Source organism: Micromonospora sp. NPDC051924, from assembly GCF_055586005.1.
The window spans coordinates 109,297-123,926 of the sequence record NZ_JBVJJA010000020.1; the positions used below are offsets into that span (position 1 = coordinate 109,297).

Annotated in this window: 15 protein-coding genes; 8 read left to right on the forward strand and 7 right to left on the reverse strand. The window is 75.4% G+C overall.

What is annotated here, in order from left to right; translation table 11 throughout:
* Positions 1-14: 14 nt before the first annotated feature.
* Positions 15-659 (reverse strand): TetR/AcrR family transcriptional regulator, encoded by a 645-nt coding sequence (locus tag ACZ6S5_RS18075; protein ID WP_466001755.1) that lies wholly within the window; start codon positions 657-659, stop codon positions 15-17.
* 75 nt (positions 660-734) lie between these two features.
* On the opposite strand from ACZ6S5_RS18075, the gene ACZ6S5_RS18080 reads away from it, so the two are divergent.
* From ACZ6S5_RS18080 to ACZ6S5_RS18095, 4 genes are read left to right on the forward strand one after another with little or no spacing between them, the layout of a single operon-like run.
* Positions 735-2,081: an MFS transporter gene (locus ACZ6S5_RS18080; protein WP_466001724.1), complete on the forward strand. Its 1,347-nt coding sequence runs from the start codon at positions 735-737 to the stop codon at positions 2,079-2,081.
* 12 nt (positions 2,082-2,093) lie between these two features.
* Positions 2,094-3,236, forward strand: coding sequence for a hypothetical protein (locus tag ACZ6S5_RS18085; RefSeq protein WP_466001726.1), 1,143 nt, complete (start codon positions 2,094-2,096; stop codon positions 3,234-3,236).
* Positions 3,237-3,258: 22 nt separating this feature from the next.
* Positions 3,259-3,888, forward strand: coding sequence for an alpha/beta hydrolase (locus ACZ6S5_RS18090; RefSeq protein WP_466001728.1), 630 nt, complete (start codon positions 3,259-3,261; stop codon positions 3,886-3,888).
* A gap of 58 nt (positions 3,889-3,946) precedes the next feature.
* Positions 3,947-4,537 (forward strand): pyridoxamine 5'-phosphate oxidase family protein, encoded by a 591-nt coding sequence (locus ACZ6S5_RS18095; RefSeq protein WP_466001730.1) that lies wholly within the window; start codon positions 3,947-3,949, stop codon positions 4,535-4,537.
* An 18-nt stretch (positions 4,538-4,555) separates the two neighbouring features.
* Here the strand turns inward: ACZ6S5_RS18095 and ACZ6S5_RS18100 are convergent, their stop codons facing one another.
* Entirely contained in the window at positions 4,556-6,037 is a 1,482-nt protein-coding gene (locus tag ACZ6S5_RS18100) for a peptide MFS transporter (RefSeq protein ID WP_466001732.1), read from the reverse strand.
* Between the two features lie 225 nt (positions 6,038-6,262).
* Between ACZ6S5_RS18100 and ACZ6S5_RS18105 the strand changes: the two genes are divergently transcribed.
* Positions 6,263-6,604, forward strand: a complete 342-nt coding sequence (locus tag ACZ6S5_RS18105; RefSeq protein ID WP_007460094.1) for an RNA polymerase-binding protein RbpA — start codon at positions 6,263-6,265, stop codon at positions 6,602-6,604.
* A 66-nt stretch (positions 6,605-6,670) separates the two neighbouring features.
* Here ACZ6S5_RS18105 and ACZ6S5_RS18110 read toward each other — a convergent pair whose 3' ends face one another.
* From ACZ6S5_RS18110 to ACZ6S5_RS18130, 5 genes are all read right to left on the reverse strand, one after another.
* Complete coding sequence (locus tag ACZ6S5_RS18110; RefSeq protein WP_466001734.1) at positions 6,671-7,201, reverse strand: FxsA family protein; 531 nt, start codon at positions 7,199-7,201, stop codon at positions 6,671-6,673.
* Between the two features lie 55 nt (positions 7,202-7,256).
* On the reverse strand, positions 7,257-8,045 hold the full coding sequence (locus ACZ6S5_RS18115) for a polyprenol monophosphomannose synthase (protein ID WP_466001736.1): 789 nt from the start codon (positions 8,043-8,045) through the stop codon (positions 7,257-7,259).
* Between the two features lie 39 nt (positions 8,046-8,084).
* Positions 8,085-9,692 (reverse strand): apolipoprotein N-acyltransferase, encoded by a 1,608-nt coding sequence (lnt, locus tag ACZ6S5_RS18120; RefSeq protein ID WP_466001757.1) that lies wholly within the window; start codon positions 9,690-9,692, stop codon positions 8,085-8,087.
* A 123-nt stretch (positions 9,693-9,815) separates the two neighbouring features.
* A complete protein-coding gene (locus tag ACZ6S5_RS18125; RefSeq protein ID WP_466001738.1) occupies positions 9,816-10,499 on the reverse strand; it encodes an ABC transporter ATP-binding protein in 684 nt (227 codons plus the stop codon).
* Complete coding sequence (locus tag ACZ6S5_RS18130; RefSeq protein ID WP_466001740.1) at positions 10,496-11,530, reverse strand: ABC transporter permease; 1,035 nt, start codon at positions 11,528-11,530, stop codon at positions 10,496-10,498. The genes ACZ6S5_RS18125 and ACZ6S5_RS18130 overlap by 4 nt, the downstream gene beginning before the upstream one ends.
* A gap of 221 nt (positions 11,531-11,751) precedes the next feature.
* Here ACZ6S5_RS18130 and ACZ6S5_RS18135 point away from each other — a divergent pair, with 221 nt between their 5' ends.
* The 3 genes from ACZ6S5_RS18135 to ACZ6S5_RS18145 all read left to right on the forward strand — a co-directional run bounded on the left by ACZ6S5_RS18135 (position 11,752) and on the right by ACZ6S5_RS18145 (position 14,477).
* Positions 11,752-12,966, forward strand: coding sequence for a sensor histidine kinase (locus ACZ6S5_RS18135; RefSeq protein ID WP_466001742.1), 1,215 nt, complete (start codon positions 11,752-11,754; stop codon positions 12,964-12,966).
* Positions 12,963-13,598, forward strand: coding sequence for a response regulator (locus ACZ6S5_RS18140; protein WP_466001743.1), 636 nt, complete (start codon positions 12,963-12,965; stop codon positions 13,596-13,598). The genes ACZ6S5_RS18135 and ACZ6S5_RS18140 overlap by 4 nt, the downstream gene beginning before the upstream one ends.
* Before the next feature lie 114 nt (positions 13,599-13,712).
* Positions 13,713-14,477 carry a hypothetical protein gene (locus tag ACZ6S5_RS18145; protein WP_466001745.1) on the forward strand — a complete coding sequence of 255 codons (765 nt, stop codon included), beginning with the start codon at positions 13,713-13,715 and terminating at the stop codon, positions 14,475-14,477.
* Positions 14,478-14,630: the final 153 nt, after the last annotated feature.

A 14,630-nucleotide genomic window follows, 5' to 3' on the forward strand; every position in this document is an offset into this window, starting at 1 on the left:
CAGGGTGCGGACCGTCAAGAGCCGGCCGGCGGGTACAGCCCGTCGAGGAAGCGGTGCACGAAGGCCCGGAACTCCCGCCGCTCCCGGGCCCCGGCGCCGCCCTGCGCGGCGAGGGCCACCACGTGCCCGTGCACCGCCCAGACCAGGCTGCGCACGGTGACGTGCGGGGTGGGTTCGACCAGCGCGCCGCGCTGCGCCGCGGCGGCGAGCAACTGCTCGACCAGCCCGTACAGCGGGGCCGCGTACCGCTGGTCGAGTTCGTCGTGCCGGTGCGGCTCCAGCCAGCGGCGCAGCCACAGCGCGGTGGTCTCCGGCCGGTCCTCCAGGAAGTCCACGAACACGTCGACCAGGTCGTGCAGCGCGCGCAGCGCCGCGCCGGGTCCGGCCGCCAGGGCCTCCCGGGCCCGCTCGCCGGCCGCCTCGAGGACCTGCTGTTCGGCGGCGAAGACCCGGGCGAAGCAGGCGTCGTAGAGCTGCGCCTTGGTGCCGGTGTGGTGCGCGACGGTGGCCACGTCGACCGACGCGGCGGAGGCGACGTCGCGCAGGCTGACCGCGTCGAAGCCGCGTTCGGCGAAGAGCGTGGTGGCGGCGGCCAGGACGAGGTCACGGGTCGGTCGCTGGTCGTCGCGGCGGGGCCGGCCCGGCCGCCGACGGGGCATGGTCATCCCGCCATTGTTCCCCCTACAATCCATCATCCGTTGGATTGGTGGGCGGCGCGCCCGGGGAGGACACACATGACCGGGCTCGACGGCGACGTCACCCTGCGGCGCGGCCCGCTGTTCGGCTTCGCCACCGGCTCGCTCGGCATGGGCGTCTGGCTCACCGTGCCCGGGCTGCTGCTGCTCTACTTCCTCACCGACATGCTCGCCGTGGCGCCCTGGCTGGCCGGGTTGACCCTGCTGCTGCCGAAGATCGCCGACGTGGTGCTGCATCCCTGGGTCGGACACCGCAGCGACGTCGAGCAGGCCCGCCGGGGACACCGCCGCCGCCTGCTGCTGGCCGGCTGCCTCCTCCCGCTGGCCTTCGCCGGGCTCTTCGCGGTGCCCGGCGGGCTCACCGGCGGCGCCGCCGCGGCCTGGGTGGCGCTGCTGTTCATCGCCGGGAACCTGCTGTTCGCCGCGTACCAGGTGCCCTACCTGGCCACCCCGGCGGACCTGCGGATCGGCTACCACGAACGCACCCGGCTGATGGCCTTCCGGATGATGGTGCTGACCGTCGGCATCCTGCTGTCCGGACTGCTGGCACCGCTGCTGACCGGCGGCGACACCCCCACCCGCGACGGCTACCTGCGGATGTCGGTGCTGCTCGGCACCGGGATGCTGGCCGCCATGCTGGTCGGGGTCACCGGGATCGACCGGCTGCGACGGGCGGCGGCCGCCCCGACCGCCGGGCACGGGACCGGCGGCTGGCGGGCCCTCGTGGCGAGCCTTCGCGACCGGCAGTTCCGCTGGCTGCTCGCCGCCTACCTGGCCATGTCCACCACCACCCACCTGGTGCTGGCCGGGGTGCCCTACTACGCCGAGTACGAACTGGGCCGGCCGAAGCTCACCACCGTGCTGGTGGCCGCGTTCCTCGCACCGGCGCTGCTGGTCACTCCGGTCTGGCTGGCGGTGGCGCGCCGGTTCGGCAAGCAACGCGCGCTGCTGACCGCGCAGTCCACCTTCGCGCTCGGCACCCTGGTTCTCGCCGTCGGCCGGCCGGTCGGCCTGCCCGTCCTGGTCGCGGTGGTGGCGGTGCTCGGGGTGGCGTTCGCCGCCCTGCAACTGCTGCCCTTCTCGATGCTTCCCGACGTGATCCGCGCCGCCGGCGCCGACCGCGCCGGCACCTACACCGGGGTGTGGACGGCCACCGAGGCGACCGGCGGGGCGCTCGGCCCGTACGCGTACGCCCTCTGCCTGGCCGCCGGCGGGTTCGTCGCCTCCGCCGCCGGGGAGACGGTCACCCAGTCCCCGACCGCACTGGCCGCCATCCGGTACGGCTTCGGCCTGCTGCCCGCCGCCGTGATGGTGATCGCGGTGCTGCTGCAACGCCGGTACACCCTGGACCGCGTGGCCCGCGCCGAGCCCGCAGTGGCCTACTAAACTTCGCCCCCGATGGACGCCGAGCCCGCCGCCCCCGAGACCCGCCCCTGCGCCCACTGCGGACGGGAGGTGCCCCAGCGCGCCGGCGCCGGCCGGCCGTTCCGCTACTGCCGGGACAACGACGGCGCCTGCCAGCGCGCCTCACGCAACTCCCGGATGCGCCACCGCAACGCCCCCGGCCTGCCCGGACAGGTGGCCCGCACCTGGGAAGCGGTGGACCGGCTCGACCAGATCGTGGAGACCCTCACCGAGGCGCTGCACGCGGAGCTCTCCCCCGCCGGGGTGGAACGGCAGCTCGCCCAACTGCGCGCCGAGACCGCCGCCCAGGTGGCGGCCGCGCACGGCGAACGCGACGAGGCCCGCCGGGACGGCGAGGACGCCGCCGCGACCGCCGCCCGGGCGCGCCAGGAGGTCCGGACGGCGACCGCCGCGCGGGACGCCGCGCGGGAGCGGGTCGACCGGGCCGAGGCGGAGGCCGCCCGCGCCGCCGACCGCGCGGAGCACGCCGAGGCGGCCCGCGACCGGGCCCGCGGTGAGGCGAGCGCCGCGCAGGCCCTGCGGGTGCAGGCCGAACGCGACCGCGACGCCGCCCGCCACGAGCTGCGTGCCGTGCGGACCGAGCTGGACGGCGAGCGCCGGCGGGTCGCCGACCTGACCGCCGAGCGGGACGCGGCGCGCGCCGACGCGGAGCGGGCCACCCGTTCCGCCGGCGAGGCCCTCGCCGGCGCCGAGCGGCTCCGTGCTGAGGCCGACCGGACCCGCGCCGCCGCCGAGGCCGCCCGGACGGCGGCCGAACAGGCCCGGACGGAGGCCACCACGGCCCGGCAGGCCCAGCAGGCCACCGAGAGCGCCCGGGAGCGGGCCGAGGCGGCACGGGCGCAGGCGGAGGCCGCCAGCGCCGAGGCCGTCGCGGCCGGTGAGACCGCCCGGCAGGATCTGGCCGCCCGTACCGGCGAGCGGGACGCCCTGGCCGCCGAGCTGGCCGCCGCGCGGGAGGGCGCCGGCGCCGTCGAGGCCCGGCTGGCCGAGCTGACCGTACGGCTGGCCGCCGCCGAGTCCGACCGCGACGCGGCCCAGCGCCGGGCCGGGCAGCTCGCCGACCAGGTCAGCGACCTGGCCAGCGCCCTGGCCCGGCTGGGCGCCCGCACCGGCTGACGGGCCGCGCTAGCATCGTTGAATGCTCAACCAGTTTCCGGCGCCCGTGGTCGCCACCACCGGCGGCAGCGACCCCACCACACCCCTGGTCGTGCTGCTGCACGGCCGCGGCTCCCACGAGCGGGAGATCCTCACCCTGGCCGACCACCTGCCGGCCGGCCCGGCGTACGCGGCGCTCCGCGCGCCGATCGCCGAGGGCGGCGGGTACGCCTGGTTCGCCAACCGGGGCATCGGCCGCCCGGTCGCCGGGTCGCTGCGCGCCACCATGGACTGGTTCACCGGCTGGCTCGACGAGGTGGCCCCGGCCGGCCGCCCGGTGACGCTGGTCGGGTTCAGCGGCGGCGCCGCGTTCGCCGGTGGGCTGCTCCTCGACGACCCGGCCCGGTACGCCGGCGCCGCGATCCTCTACGGCACCCTGCCCTTCGACGCCGGTGTGCCCACCACGGCCGGCCGGCTGGCCGGGGTGCCGACGTTCGTGGCCCAGGGCGACCACGACACCGTCATCCCCCGCGAACTGCTGGACCGCACCTGGGCGTACCTGCGCGGCGAGTCGGGCGCGACGGCGACGGCCCGCCGGGACCCGGTCGGCCACGGCATCGCCGCCCCGGCGCTGGCCGACCTCGCCGAGTGGCTGCGGGCGCGGCTGGGCTGAGCCACCACGGGCTGGGACGGGGCAGCGGCGACGGCCCGGCGGCGACGATGATGCGGGCGTGGGAAAGACGTACGCGCGCATCGACGGCCGGCTGCGCACCTTCATCGAGGCCCAGCCGATGTTCTTCACCGCCACCGCCCCCCTGACCGGCGACGGCACGATCAACCTGTCCCCGAAGGGCCTGCGCGGCTCCTTCGCGGTGCTCGACGAGTTGACGGTGGCCTACCTGGACTTCGCCGGCAGCAACGCCGAGACCATCGCCCACCTGCGGGAGAACGGGCGCATCACGCTGATGTGGTGCGCGTTCGGCGGCCCGCCGAACATCGTGCGGGTGCACGGGCGCGGCGAGCCGGTGTTCCGCGACGACCCCCGCTGGCCCGACCTGCTGCGGCACTTCCCCGACATCGACCCGAGCCTGCACGGGCTGCGGGCCGTCGTCGTGGTCCGCGCCGACCTGATCCGCGACACCTGCGGGTACGCCGTCCCGCTGATGACCTACGAGGCCGACCGGGACCTGCACGGCCGCCGGTTCGCCCGGGAGGACGACGCCTCGCTGAGCGCGTACTTCGCCGGCAAGGAGCACGTGGCGACCAGCATCGACGGGCTGCCCGGCCTGCCGCTGCCCCTGCCGCCCACCCCGGCCGCGTGACGGCGGCGCCGGCACGGGTCAGTGGATGCCGGCCATCAGGTGCCGGATGTGCCGGGCGAACATCACCGCCGCCAGCCCCAGCACCACCGACGCCAGCCCGAAGGTGAGGAAGTAGGTCGCCTCGGTCCAGGTCTCGGCCAGCCGCGCCACCTGGCCACCGATGGCGTCACCGACGGCGGAGGCGAGGAACCACAGGCCCATCATCTGGCTGGCGTACTTGACCGGGGCCAGCTTGGTGGTGGCCGACAGGCCCACCGGGCTCAGCGCCAGCTCGCCGGCGACCTGGATGGCGTACACGGCGACCAGCCACCACGGCGACACCAGGCCCCCGCCGACGGCGGCCTGCGCGGCGGCGGCCATCAGCACGAACGACAGGCCGTTGAGGATCAGGCCGACCGCGAACTTCATCGGCGTGGACACCCGGTGCCCCAGCTTGAGCCAGAGCCAGGCGGCCAGCGGCGCGCCGATGATGATCAGGATCGGGTTCACCGACTGGAGCCAGGACGCCGGGAAGGTGAAGCCCGCCACGTTCCGGTCGGTGCGATCGGCCGCGAAGATGTTCAGCACCGACCCGGCCTGGTCGTAGATCAGCCAGAACGCGGCCGCGAACACGAACAGCCAGGTGTAGGCCTTCATCCGGCTGCGTTCGGTGGCGCTGATCTCCCGGTCGGTGAGGATCCGGGCGAAGTAGCCGATCGCCACCAGCACGGTGACCAGGGTGAGCAGGTTGACCACGGTGTTGACGGTGAACAGCCCGAGCAGGGCGAGCACCGCGAGGACCACCACCACGGCCAGGGCGACCAGGCCGATCCGGTTCAGCGCCCGGCGCCGGTCCGCGCCCAGCAGCGGGTCGACGGGCCGGGCACCCGCGTCGCCCAGGTTGCGCTGGCCCAGCACGTACTGGAGCACGCCGAAGGTCATGCCGACCGCCGCGGCGCCGAAGCCCAGATGCCAGTTGATCTTCTCGCCGAGGAAACCGGTGATCAGCGGGGCGATGAACGCGCCCAGGTTGATGCCCATGTAGAAGATCGAGAAGCCGGCGTCGCGGCGCGGCGAGTCCCGGTCGTACAGGTCACCGACCATGGTCGAGATGTTGGGTTTGAGCAGGCCGGTGCCGAGCACGATCAGGGTCATGCCGGCGAACACGCTCCACCGCACCGGCACGGCCATCACGTAGTGGCCGGCCGCGATGACCACCCCGCCCCACAGCACACTGCGCCGCGCGCCCAGCAGCCGGTCGGCGACCCAGCCGCCGGGCAACGCCATCAGGTAGACCATCGCGTTGTACGTGCCGTAGACGGCGTTGGCGGTGGACTCCCGGATGCCCAGTCCCTCGTCGGCGACGGCCGCAGTCAGGTAGAGGACCAGGATGGCCCGCATGCCGTAGAAGCTGAACCGCTCCCACATCTCGGTGAGGAACAGGGTCGACAGCGCCCGCGGGTGACCGAAGAAAGTCTTCCCACCGGGCGGTCGGGCCTCGATCGGCGCGTCACCGGCCATGCTCACCTCCGCACACGTGGAGGCGGCTAACATCCCCGTTGACAGGCGAAACACTCCACCGATTCAGCCCGGCCGGGGACGACCCCGCCGGGCAACCCTGGTGGACCGGCTACCCTTGGAGGGTTCCCCCACCGCGCGGATCGTCTCGGCGCGGGCGGGAATGGCCCGACCAGGACGGACCGTTACACCCAGAAGACCAGCACCACGAACGAGGGGAAGCCGATCATGGGCGAGCGCATGCTGCGCGGAAGCCGCCTTGGCGCGGTCAGCTACGAATCCGACCGCAACACCGAGCTCGCGCCGCGCCAGACCCGCGAGTACCTGTGCGCCAAGGGACACCAGTTCGAGGTGCCGTTCGCCGTCGACGCCGAGGTCCCGACGACCTGGGAGTGCAAGTTCGACGGCAGCGTCGCCCGGCTGGTCGACGGCAACGAGCCGGAGCAGAAGAAGGCCAAGCCGCCGCGCACCCACTGGGACATGCTGCTGGAGCGGCGCTCGATCGCCGAGCTGGAGGATATCCTGGCCGAGCGGCTCCAGGAGGTCCGCACCCGCCGCGGTCGCGCCTGAGCAGCACCGGACGACCGAAACGCCCCCGGGATCACCCGGGGGCGTTTCGTCACGTACGGGGTTTTCTCACTGGACGATCTCGCCCTCGATGGCCCGGCCGGGCTCCCGCGGGGGCACCGGCTGCTGCGGTCCGGCCGGCGGCGGGCCGGCCGGCGGCGGGGTCTGCGGCGCGCCGCGGCGGACCCGGACCACGCGCGGCCCGAACAGGTCACCGGCGACCATCGACGACACCCGGCGCTCCGCGGCCCGTTGCACCCCGACCCGGGCCAGCCGGCGCACCGGCGGCACCAGCAACAGCAGCCCCAACACGCCGCTGACCAGGCCCGGCAGGGCCAGCAGCAGCGCACCCAGCAGGCCGACCAGGCCGTCGGTGACCTGCCGACCCGGCGGCTGCCGGGACTCCACGGCGGCGCGGAAGCCCCGCCACGCCCGCATGCCCTCCCGGCGCAGCAACACCAGGCCGAGCAGGGACGCCGCGAACATCAGCAGCAGCGCGGACCCGAAGCCGATGCCCCGGCCCACCAGGACGAACACGGTCAGCTCCAGCACCGCGAGCAGCAGCAGGGCCGGTGGTACGTACCTCAGTCCTCGGCGCATCTCACCTCATCAGCCATGGGCGTCATCACGCCCTTCCAGCATGACACGCCCGCGCTCACGGCCACCGGGCCAACGCGTCGGGGCGGCGCGCCGCGGCACGCCGGTCCCGCAGCCCCCAGGTGGTGATCCGCCACAGCGCCTCGGCCACGATCAGCGGGCTCATCTTGCTGTCGCCGTGTTCCCGCTCGACGAAGGTGATCGGCACCTCGACCATCCGCACCCCGGCCCGGTGCGCCAGCCGGGACAGCTCGACCTGGAACGCGTAGCCCTGGGAGCGCACCGAGTCCAGGTCGATGGCGTCCAACGCGCTCGACCGGTACACCCGGTAGCCGCCGGTGGCGTCGGAGACCGGCATGCCCAGGGCGAGCCGCGCGTACAGGTTGCCGCAGCGAGACAGCAGCAGCCGGTGCAGCGGCCAGTTCACCACCCGGGCGCCGCGGGTCCACCGGGAGCCGATCACCACGTCCGCGTCGCGGGCGGCCTCCAACAGCGCCGGCAGGTCCTCCGGGGCGTGCGAGCCGTCGGCGTCCATCTCCACCACGGCGTCGTAGCCGCGCTGCCGGGCCCAGGCGAAACCGGCCAGGTAGGCCGCGCCGAGGCCTTCCTTGCCCTGGCGGTGCAGCACGTGCACGTGCGGGTCGGCGCAGGCCAGCCGGTCGGCGATCGCCCCGGTGCCGTCGGGGCTGTTGTCGTCGGCGACGAGGATGTCCACCGCCGGCGCCGCCACGCGGACCCGGGCGACGATCCGGCTGACGTTGTCGGCCTCGTTGTAGGTGGGGACGACCACGAGCACCCGCCCCACCCCGGGGTGGCCGACCGTCCTGCTGTGGGCTGCCAGGACCACCGTCGTACCGCCTCCCCGCCGGCGTACCGGCACCGTCGCCTAGCCCGGGTCGACCTCCCGCCGTCGGCGCAGCACGGCCGCGCCGGCCAGGGCCGCGACGGCGAGCGCCGCGAGGGCCACCTCCGGCCACACCCCGGCCGCGGTGGCCGGCGTACGCCCGTCGCCGAGCCGCATCTGCCGCACCACGACGGCCGCGGTGTTGAACCCGGTGGCCCCGTCTACCCGCCCGTCGGGGGTAACGAACCCGGACACTCCGACCGTGGAGGCCATCAGGGCGTTGCGGCCGTGCTCGACGGCGCGCAGCCGCACCATGGCCAGCTGCTGCCGGGCTTCGGCCACGTCGAAGGTGGCGTTGTTGGTCTGCACCACCAGCAGCTGCCCGCCACCGGTGACCGTGTCGCGGACCAGGCCGTCGTAGGCGACCTCGAAGCAGATCACGTCGCCGAGGGTGACGTCGCCGGTCGCCAGCACCCCGGCGCGGGTGCCGGGGACGAAGTCGGAGCGGACCCGGTCGACCTCGGAGCTGACCATCCGGGCGATCTTGCGCAGCGGGATGTACTCGGCGAACGGCACCGGGTGCCGCTTGGTGTAGAGCTGGTCGAGGTCGGGGCCGCTGCCGGGGCGCCACAGCAGGCCGGCGTTGCGGACCTGCCCGTCGCCGGGGCCGAGCAGCACCGCGCCGACCAGGATCGGCGCGCCGATCACGTCGGCGGCCTGGGAGATCCGGTAGCCGGCGTCGGGGTTGCGCAGCGGGTCGATGTCGCTGGAGTTCTCCGGCCACACCACCAGGTCGGGGCGGCGCTGGGCGCCGGCGGCCACCTGTTCGGCGAGCTTCAGGGTGGCCTCGACGTGGTTGTTGAGCACGGCCTCCCGCTGGGCGTTGAAGTCCAGCCCGAGGCGGGGCACGTTGCCCTGCACGATGGCGACGGTGATGGTGTCGCCGCCGCCGCGTACACCGGTGGGGACGCCGCCGGGGACGGCGAGCAGCGCCGCGAGGGCGACGGTCAGCCCGGCCACCGGCCGCCACTGCCCCGCGGGCCGGCGCCAGTCGCGCCAGGCGAGGGTGACCAGCAGCCCACCGGCGAGCGCGACGGCGAAGGTGACCAGCGGGGCGCCGCCGAGGGCGGCCAGCCGCAGCAGCGGGGAGGTGTCCTGGCTGAACGCCAGCCGCCCCCACGGGAACCCACCGAACGGGGTCCGGTCGCGCAGCGCCTCCTGCCCCACCCACAGCAGCCCGGTGACCGCCGGCCAGGCCCACCACCGGTACCGGTCGACCAGCGGCGACACCCAGGCGGTGGCGGCGCCCAGCAGCGCCAGGTAAGCCGCCTGCAGCAGCGACAGCAGCAGCCACGGCAGGTAGCCGGTGTGCAGGTTGGTCCACTCCAGCAGCGGCGCGAACAGCGCCACCCCGGCGACGAAGCCCAGTCCGGCGCCGGCCCGCAGCCGCCGCCGGTGGGTGGCGGCGGCGAGCAGCGCCACCCCGACCGGGGCCAACGCCCACACCCCGTACGGGGGGAACGCCGCCAGCAGCGCCAGGCCGGCGACGACGGCCATCGGCAGGGCCACGGTCAGCGGCAGGGGGCGCGGGCGCGCCCCGTCGCGTGCCACGTCGGTGGCACGGGTCTCTTCCCGGTCGAGCGTCGTCACCGGCACCTCACCACGATCACGCGCCGAAGGCTACCCGGCCAGAACCTGGGTCTGCCCCGACGGGCGGCCGGATGTCGGCGCCGATTCGTCACCGAAGGTCCACGTCGCCGGTTTCGCCGCCGCTCAGCAGGTCGGGGCCGGGGCGCGCAGCCGGCCGTCGTGGACCTCGGCGATCCGGTCGCCGGCGGACAGGTGGGTGCGGTCGTGGGTGACCAGGACGGTGGCGGTGCCCCGCTGGTGGGTCAGCCGGGTGATCAGGTCGACGACGGCGGCGCCGCGGTCGTGGTCGAGGGCGCTGGTGGGTTCGTCGACCAGCAGCACGGCCGGGTCGTTCATCAGCGCGCGGGCGATGTTGACCCGTTGCCGTTGCCCGCCGGAGAGCTGGTGGGGGCGGCGGCCGGCCTGGTCGGCGAGGCCGACGGCGTCCAGCAGCGCCATCGCCCGGGGGCGGGCCCGGGCCGGGGCGCGGCCGTCGAGGTGGGCCATGACCTGGAGCTGTTCGGCGGCGGTGAGGGCGGGCAGCAGGTTCGGCTGCTGGAACACGATGCCGATGGCGCGCCGGCGCAGGTCGGCCAGTTGGGCGCGGGTCAGGCCGGTGGTGGGGGTGCCGGCGACTGTGACGGTGCCGGCGTCCGGGGTGATCAGGGTGGCGGCGACGGCGAGGAGGCTGGACTTGCCGGAGCCGGAGGGGCCGACGACGGCGGTGAGGGTGCCGGCGGGCACGTCGAGGGTGACGCGGTCGAGGGCGGTCAGCCGGCCCGCGCCGTCGGGGTAGGTGAGGGTGATGTCGGTCAGCGTCAGGCTCATCGGGCGCTCCCCAGGGCGGTCAGCGGGTCGACGGAGGTGATCCGGCGGATGGACAGGGCGGCCCCGAGCACGCCGAGGGCGATGATCACGGCGGTGGGGCCGAGGACGGTGGCCGGGGTGAGCCGGAACGGCACGGCGGACCCGGCGACCAGGGCGCCGGCGCCGGCCGCGGCGGCGGCGCCGACCAGGGTGCCGCCGGCCAGCAGGACGGCGGCCTGGCCGAGCGCGTCGCGCAGCAGGTTGCCGGTGGACGCGCCCAGGGCCTTGAGGACCGCCACGTCGCCGCTGCGCTGGATGGTCCACACGCTGAAGAAGGCGCCGATGACCAGGGCGGCGATGGCGAACAGGAAGCCACGCATGAGTTGCAGGGAGCCGTTCTCCGAGGTGTAGGAGCCGATCGCGGCGAGCGAGTCACCGGTGCGGACGGTCTTCGTGCCGGCGGCCGCGTCGGTGGCGGCGACGTCGACGGCGGAGGTGGTGGTCAGGGCGATGACGGTGGCGGTCGGGCCGGCGGCCCCGGTGGGGGGCGCGGCGACGCGCCAGGTGTCGAGGCTGACCCAGATCACCGGGGTGTGGCTGTAGGCGGCGTCCCCGGCGACGGCGGCGACGGTCAGCGTCCGCCCGCCGAGGCTGACGGTGTCACCGGCGCGCACGCGCAGGTCCTCCGCGGCGGGGGTGGACAGCACGGCGGACCGGTCGTCGAGCCGGCCGCCGGCCGGGGCCAGCGGCGAGCCGGCGCGTACCCCGAACGCGGTCACCCCGGCCGTGTTGTCGCCGGCGGTGGCGCGGGTGGTGGTGATGCCCAGCGGCTCGGCGCGGGTGACGCCGGGCGCCTGCGCCCACCGCCGCCACTGGCGCTCGGTGACGGTGGAGTCGGCGTACGACAGGTCCTGTCCGGGGGCGGGCGCGGCGAAGGCGATCCGGTCGGCGGGCAGGTCGGTGACGGCGGAGACGTTCTCCCGGGCCAGCCCGGCGGTGAGCCCGGACAGCAGCCCGACCAGCAGGCTGATCAGGGCGACGACGGCGCCCATGAGGGCGAATCGGCCCCGGGCGAACCTCAGGTCTCTCCATGCCACGTACACGACGGGTCCCTGCTTCCTCGACGACGGTTGCGCTGTCCCTCCACGGTCGCCGCCGGCGCCGGTGGCCGGCTTCTGGCGCAGGAGGGCTCTTCGCGGGCCGTCGGTCGGTGGGCGGATTCCATCCTTTGGCAGAGGGCGCGGCGGTGACCGGCACCTAGGCTGGAGGGACTGTGAACACCTCCACCACCGCCACCACGCCGGGCGCCCGGGCGCTGGTCTGGTGCGTGCACCTGCTGGTCGCCGGCCTGCTCGCCCTGGCCGCCGGCCGGGCGGTGGTCGACGCCGCGCCGCACGCCGCCGCCGTGGTGGTCGCCGCGGCGGCGCTGGGGCTGGCGTACGCGGCCGGTGGGCGGCTGCCACGCGCGCGGTCCCCGCAGCGGGCCGCGGTGGCCTGGCTGGCGCTGCTGGGCGCGCTGTGGCTGGTGCTGCTGGCCCTGTCCGCCGACGGGGTGTGGGTGGCCTTCCCGCTGTACTTCCTGCAGCTGCACCTGCTGCCACGCCGTGCCGGGCTGGTGGCGGTCACGGCCACCATGCTCGCGGCGATCGTCGCGTTCACCGCCCACCGGGGCGCGTTCACCCTCGCGGTGGCGGTCGGCCCGACCCTCGGCGCGGTGGTGTCGGTCGCGGTGGTGTGGGGCTACCAGGCCCTCTACCAGGAGAGCGAGCAGCGGCGGCGGCTGATCGAGGAACTCACCGCCGCCCGCGCGGAGCTCGCCGCCGCCGAGCACACCGCCGGGATGCTGGCCGAACGGGAGCGCCTGGCACGGGAGATCCACGACACCATCGCCCAGGGCCTGTCCAGCATCCAGTTGCTGCTGCGCGCCGCGGAACGGGCGCTGCCGGACGCCGCCGACACCGCCGCCGGGTACGTGACGCAGGCCCGCCAGGCGGCCGTGGACAACCTGGCGGAGGCACGCCGGTTCGTCGCCGCGCTCGCCCCACCGGCGTTGGAGGGCACGACCCTGCCGGACGCGTTGGCGCGGCTGTGCGCCACCACGTCCGCCCGGCACGGGCTCACCGCCGGTTTCCACCTCGCCGGTGAGCCGGTGCCGCTGCCCACCGCGCAGGAGGTCGCCCTGCTGCGGGTCGCCCAGTCGGCGCTGGCGAACACGGTCCGCCACGCGCACGCCACCGCCGCGCAGGTGCGGCTGGAGTATCTCGGCGGCCAGGTGGCGGTGGACGTGGTCGACGACGGTGTCGGCTTCGACGCGGACGCCACCGCGGCCGGGCCGGATGGCGGCGGGTTCGGCCTGGCGGCCATGCGGGCCCGGGTAGGCGCGCTCGGCGGCACCCTGCAGGTGCGGTCCGCGCCGGGCCGGGGCACGACGGTGACCGCCCGACTCCCGGTCACCGTCGGCGACGTCCCGGCCGGGCGGCGGCCGTGACGGGCGGACAGATCCGGCTGCTGCTGGCCGACGACCATCCCGTGGTGCGGGCCGGGCTGCGGGCCGTACTGGCCACCGAGCCGGGGCTGGTGGTGGTGGCGGAAGCGGCCACCGCCGAGGAGGCGGTGGCCCGCGCGGCCGCCGGTGACATCGACGTGGTGCTGATGGACCTGCGGTTCGGCAAAGGGATGAGCGGTGCGGAGGCCACCGCCGCGATCACCGCCCGGCCGGACGCGCCGCGGGTCGTGGTGGTCACCACGTACGACTCCGACGCCGACACGCTGCCGGCCATCGAGGCCGGCGCGACGGGCTACCTGCTCAAGGACGCGCCGCCGGAGGAGTTGGCGGCCGCGGTGCGCACGGCGGCGTCTGGGCGTACCGCGTTGGCGCCGTCGGTCGCGGACCGGCTGCTGCACCGGCTACGCAGCCCCGCCACGACGCTGACCCGGCGGGAGACCGACGTGCTGGTGCTGGTGGCGCAGGGGTTGTCCAACCGGGCGATCGGGCGGCGGCTGCACCTGACCGAGGGCACGGTCAAGTCGCACCTGGCGCGGATCTACACCAAGCTCGGGGTGGAGTCGCGGACCGCGGCGGTCGCCGCCGCCACCGACCTCGGCCTGATCCGCCGCTGACCCCCCGGGTGCGGGGAAGCCACGGAAGTCCAGGGATTCACCTGCTCGCGGGCCGGGTAAGTCCAGGGTGGACCGCCGTGCGGGCGCGGCGGAGCGATCGCACGGAGGTGTCCGGTGAGACTGCTCAGTCCGGTGGCGGCCCTGACCCTTCTGCTCGCCCTGACCGGCTGCGGCCTGGCGACCGACGTCGACGGGCCGGCCGCCGACGCGTCGCCCACGCCCGATACGGCGGGGACCCTGCGCGAGGCGGCGGCGGCGCTGGAGCGCGGCCCCTACAGCTTCCAGTTCCGCACCCCCGACACCATCGGCGCGGGGGCCGTCGACGGGCGGGACGGCTGGCTGCGGTTCCGGGCGGTCGGCGACGGCGTCGGCCCGGCGCACCTGACGTTCGAGGTGCTGCACAGCAGAGGCCAGCACCTGGTCCGCAGCGATCCGCTGACCAAGGACCAGTGGACCCGGATCGACCTGCGCAAGGTCGACCCGGCACGACGCGCCAAGCTGGAACAGTTCGGTGACCCCGCGCACGCCGCCGAACTGTTCACCGGGATCGCCGCCGCCGAACCGTCGGGCACGAACAGCTACCACGGCGCCCTCGACCTGACCCGGGTGGCCGACCCGGGCACGAGTGTCCTGGTGGACGAGAAGTACCTCGCCGGCCTCACCCCCCAGCAGCGGGCGAGCGTCCCGTTCGAGGCGACGCTCGACGCCCAGCACCGGCTGCTCGGCTTCCGGTTCACCCTGCCGGCCAGCGCGGGCAAACCGGAGCAGCCGTCGGAGATCAGCTACTCCGGGCACGGGTTCAAGCCGGATCTCTCCGCGCCGTTCGAGGGCAGGATCGGCGCCGCCCCCGCCGACGTGTACGACGTCCTCAACAGCTGAAGACGGAAATCGGGGGGGGGGGGGGGGGGGGCCCCGGGGGTGCCCCCCGACCCCCCCCGCCGAGGGGGGGGGGGAGAAGAGGGCCGACACTCGGGCAAACCAAAAGCAGAAGCTGTTTCTCCCCCCCCGCCGTTTTTTCCCTCACCTTTCCTT

Bases quoted from the DNA above. Each gene is read 5' to 3' on its own strand.
- ACZ6S5_RS18080 (WP_466001724.1), top strand. From the start codon at position 735: ATGACCGGGCTCGACGGCGACGTCACCCTGCGGCGCGGCCCGCTGTTC.
- ACZ6S5_RS18130 (WP_466001740.1), bottom strand. From the start codon at position 11,530: ATGGGCGCCGTCGTCGCCCTGATCAGCCTGCTGGTCGGGCTGCTGTCC.
- ACZ6S5_RS18110 (WP_466001734.1), bottom strand. From the start codon at position 7,201: ATGCGCCGAGGACTGAGGTACGTACCACCGGCCCTGCTGCTGCTCGCG.
- ACZ6S5_RS18090 (WP_466001728.1), top strand. From the start codon at position 3,259: ATGCTCAACCAGTTTCCGGCGCCCGTGGTCGCCACCACCGGCGGCAGC.
- ACZ6S5_RS18100 (WP_466001732.1), bottom strand. From the start codon at position 6,037: ATGGCCGGTGACGCGCCGATCGAGGCCCGACCGCCCGGTGGGAAGACT.
- ACZ6S5_RS18125 (WP_466001738.1), bottom strand. From the start codon at position 10,499: ATGAGCCTGACGCTGACCGACATCACCCTCACCTACCCCGACGGCGCG.
- ACZ6S5_RS18105 (WP_007460094.1), top strand. From the start codon at position 6,263: ATGGGCGAGCGCATGCTGCGCGGAAGCCGCCTTGGCGCGGTCAGCTAC.
- ACZ6S5_RS18075 (WP_466001755.1), bottom strand. From the start codon at position 659: ATGCCCCGTCGGCGGCCGGGCCGGCCCCGCCGCGACGACCAGCGACCG.
- ACZ6S5_RS18085 (WP_466001726.1), top strand. From the start codon at position 2,094: ATGGACGCCGAGCCCGCCGCCCCCGAGACCCGCCCCTGCGCCCACTGC.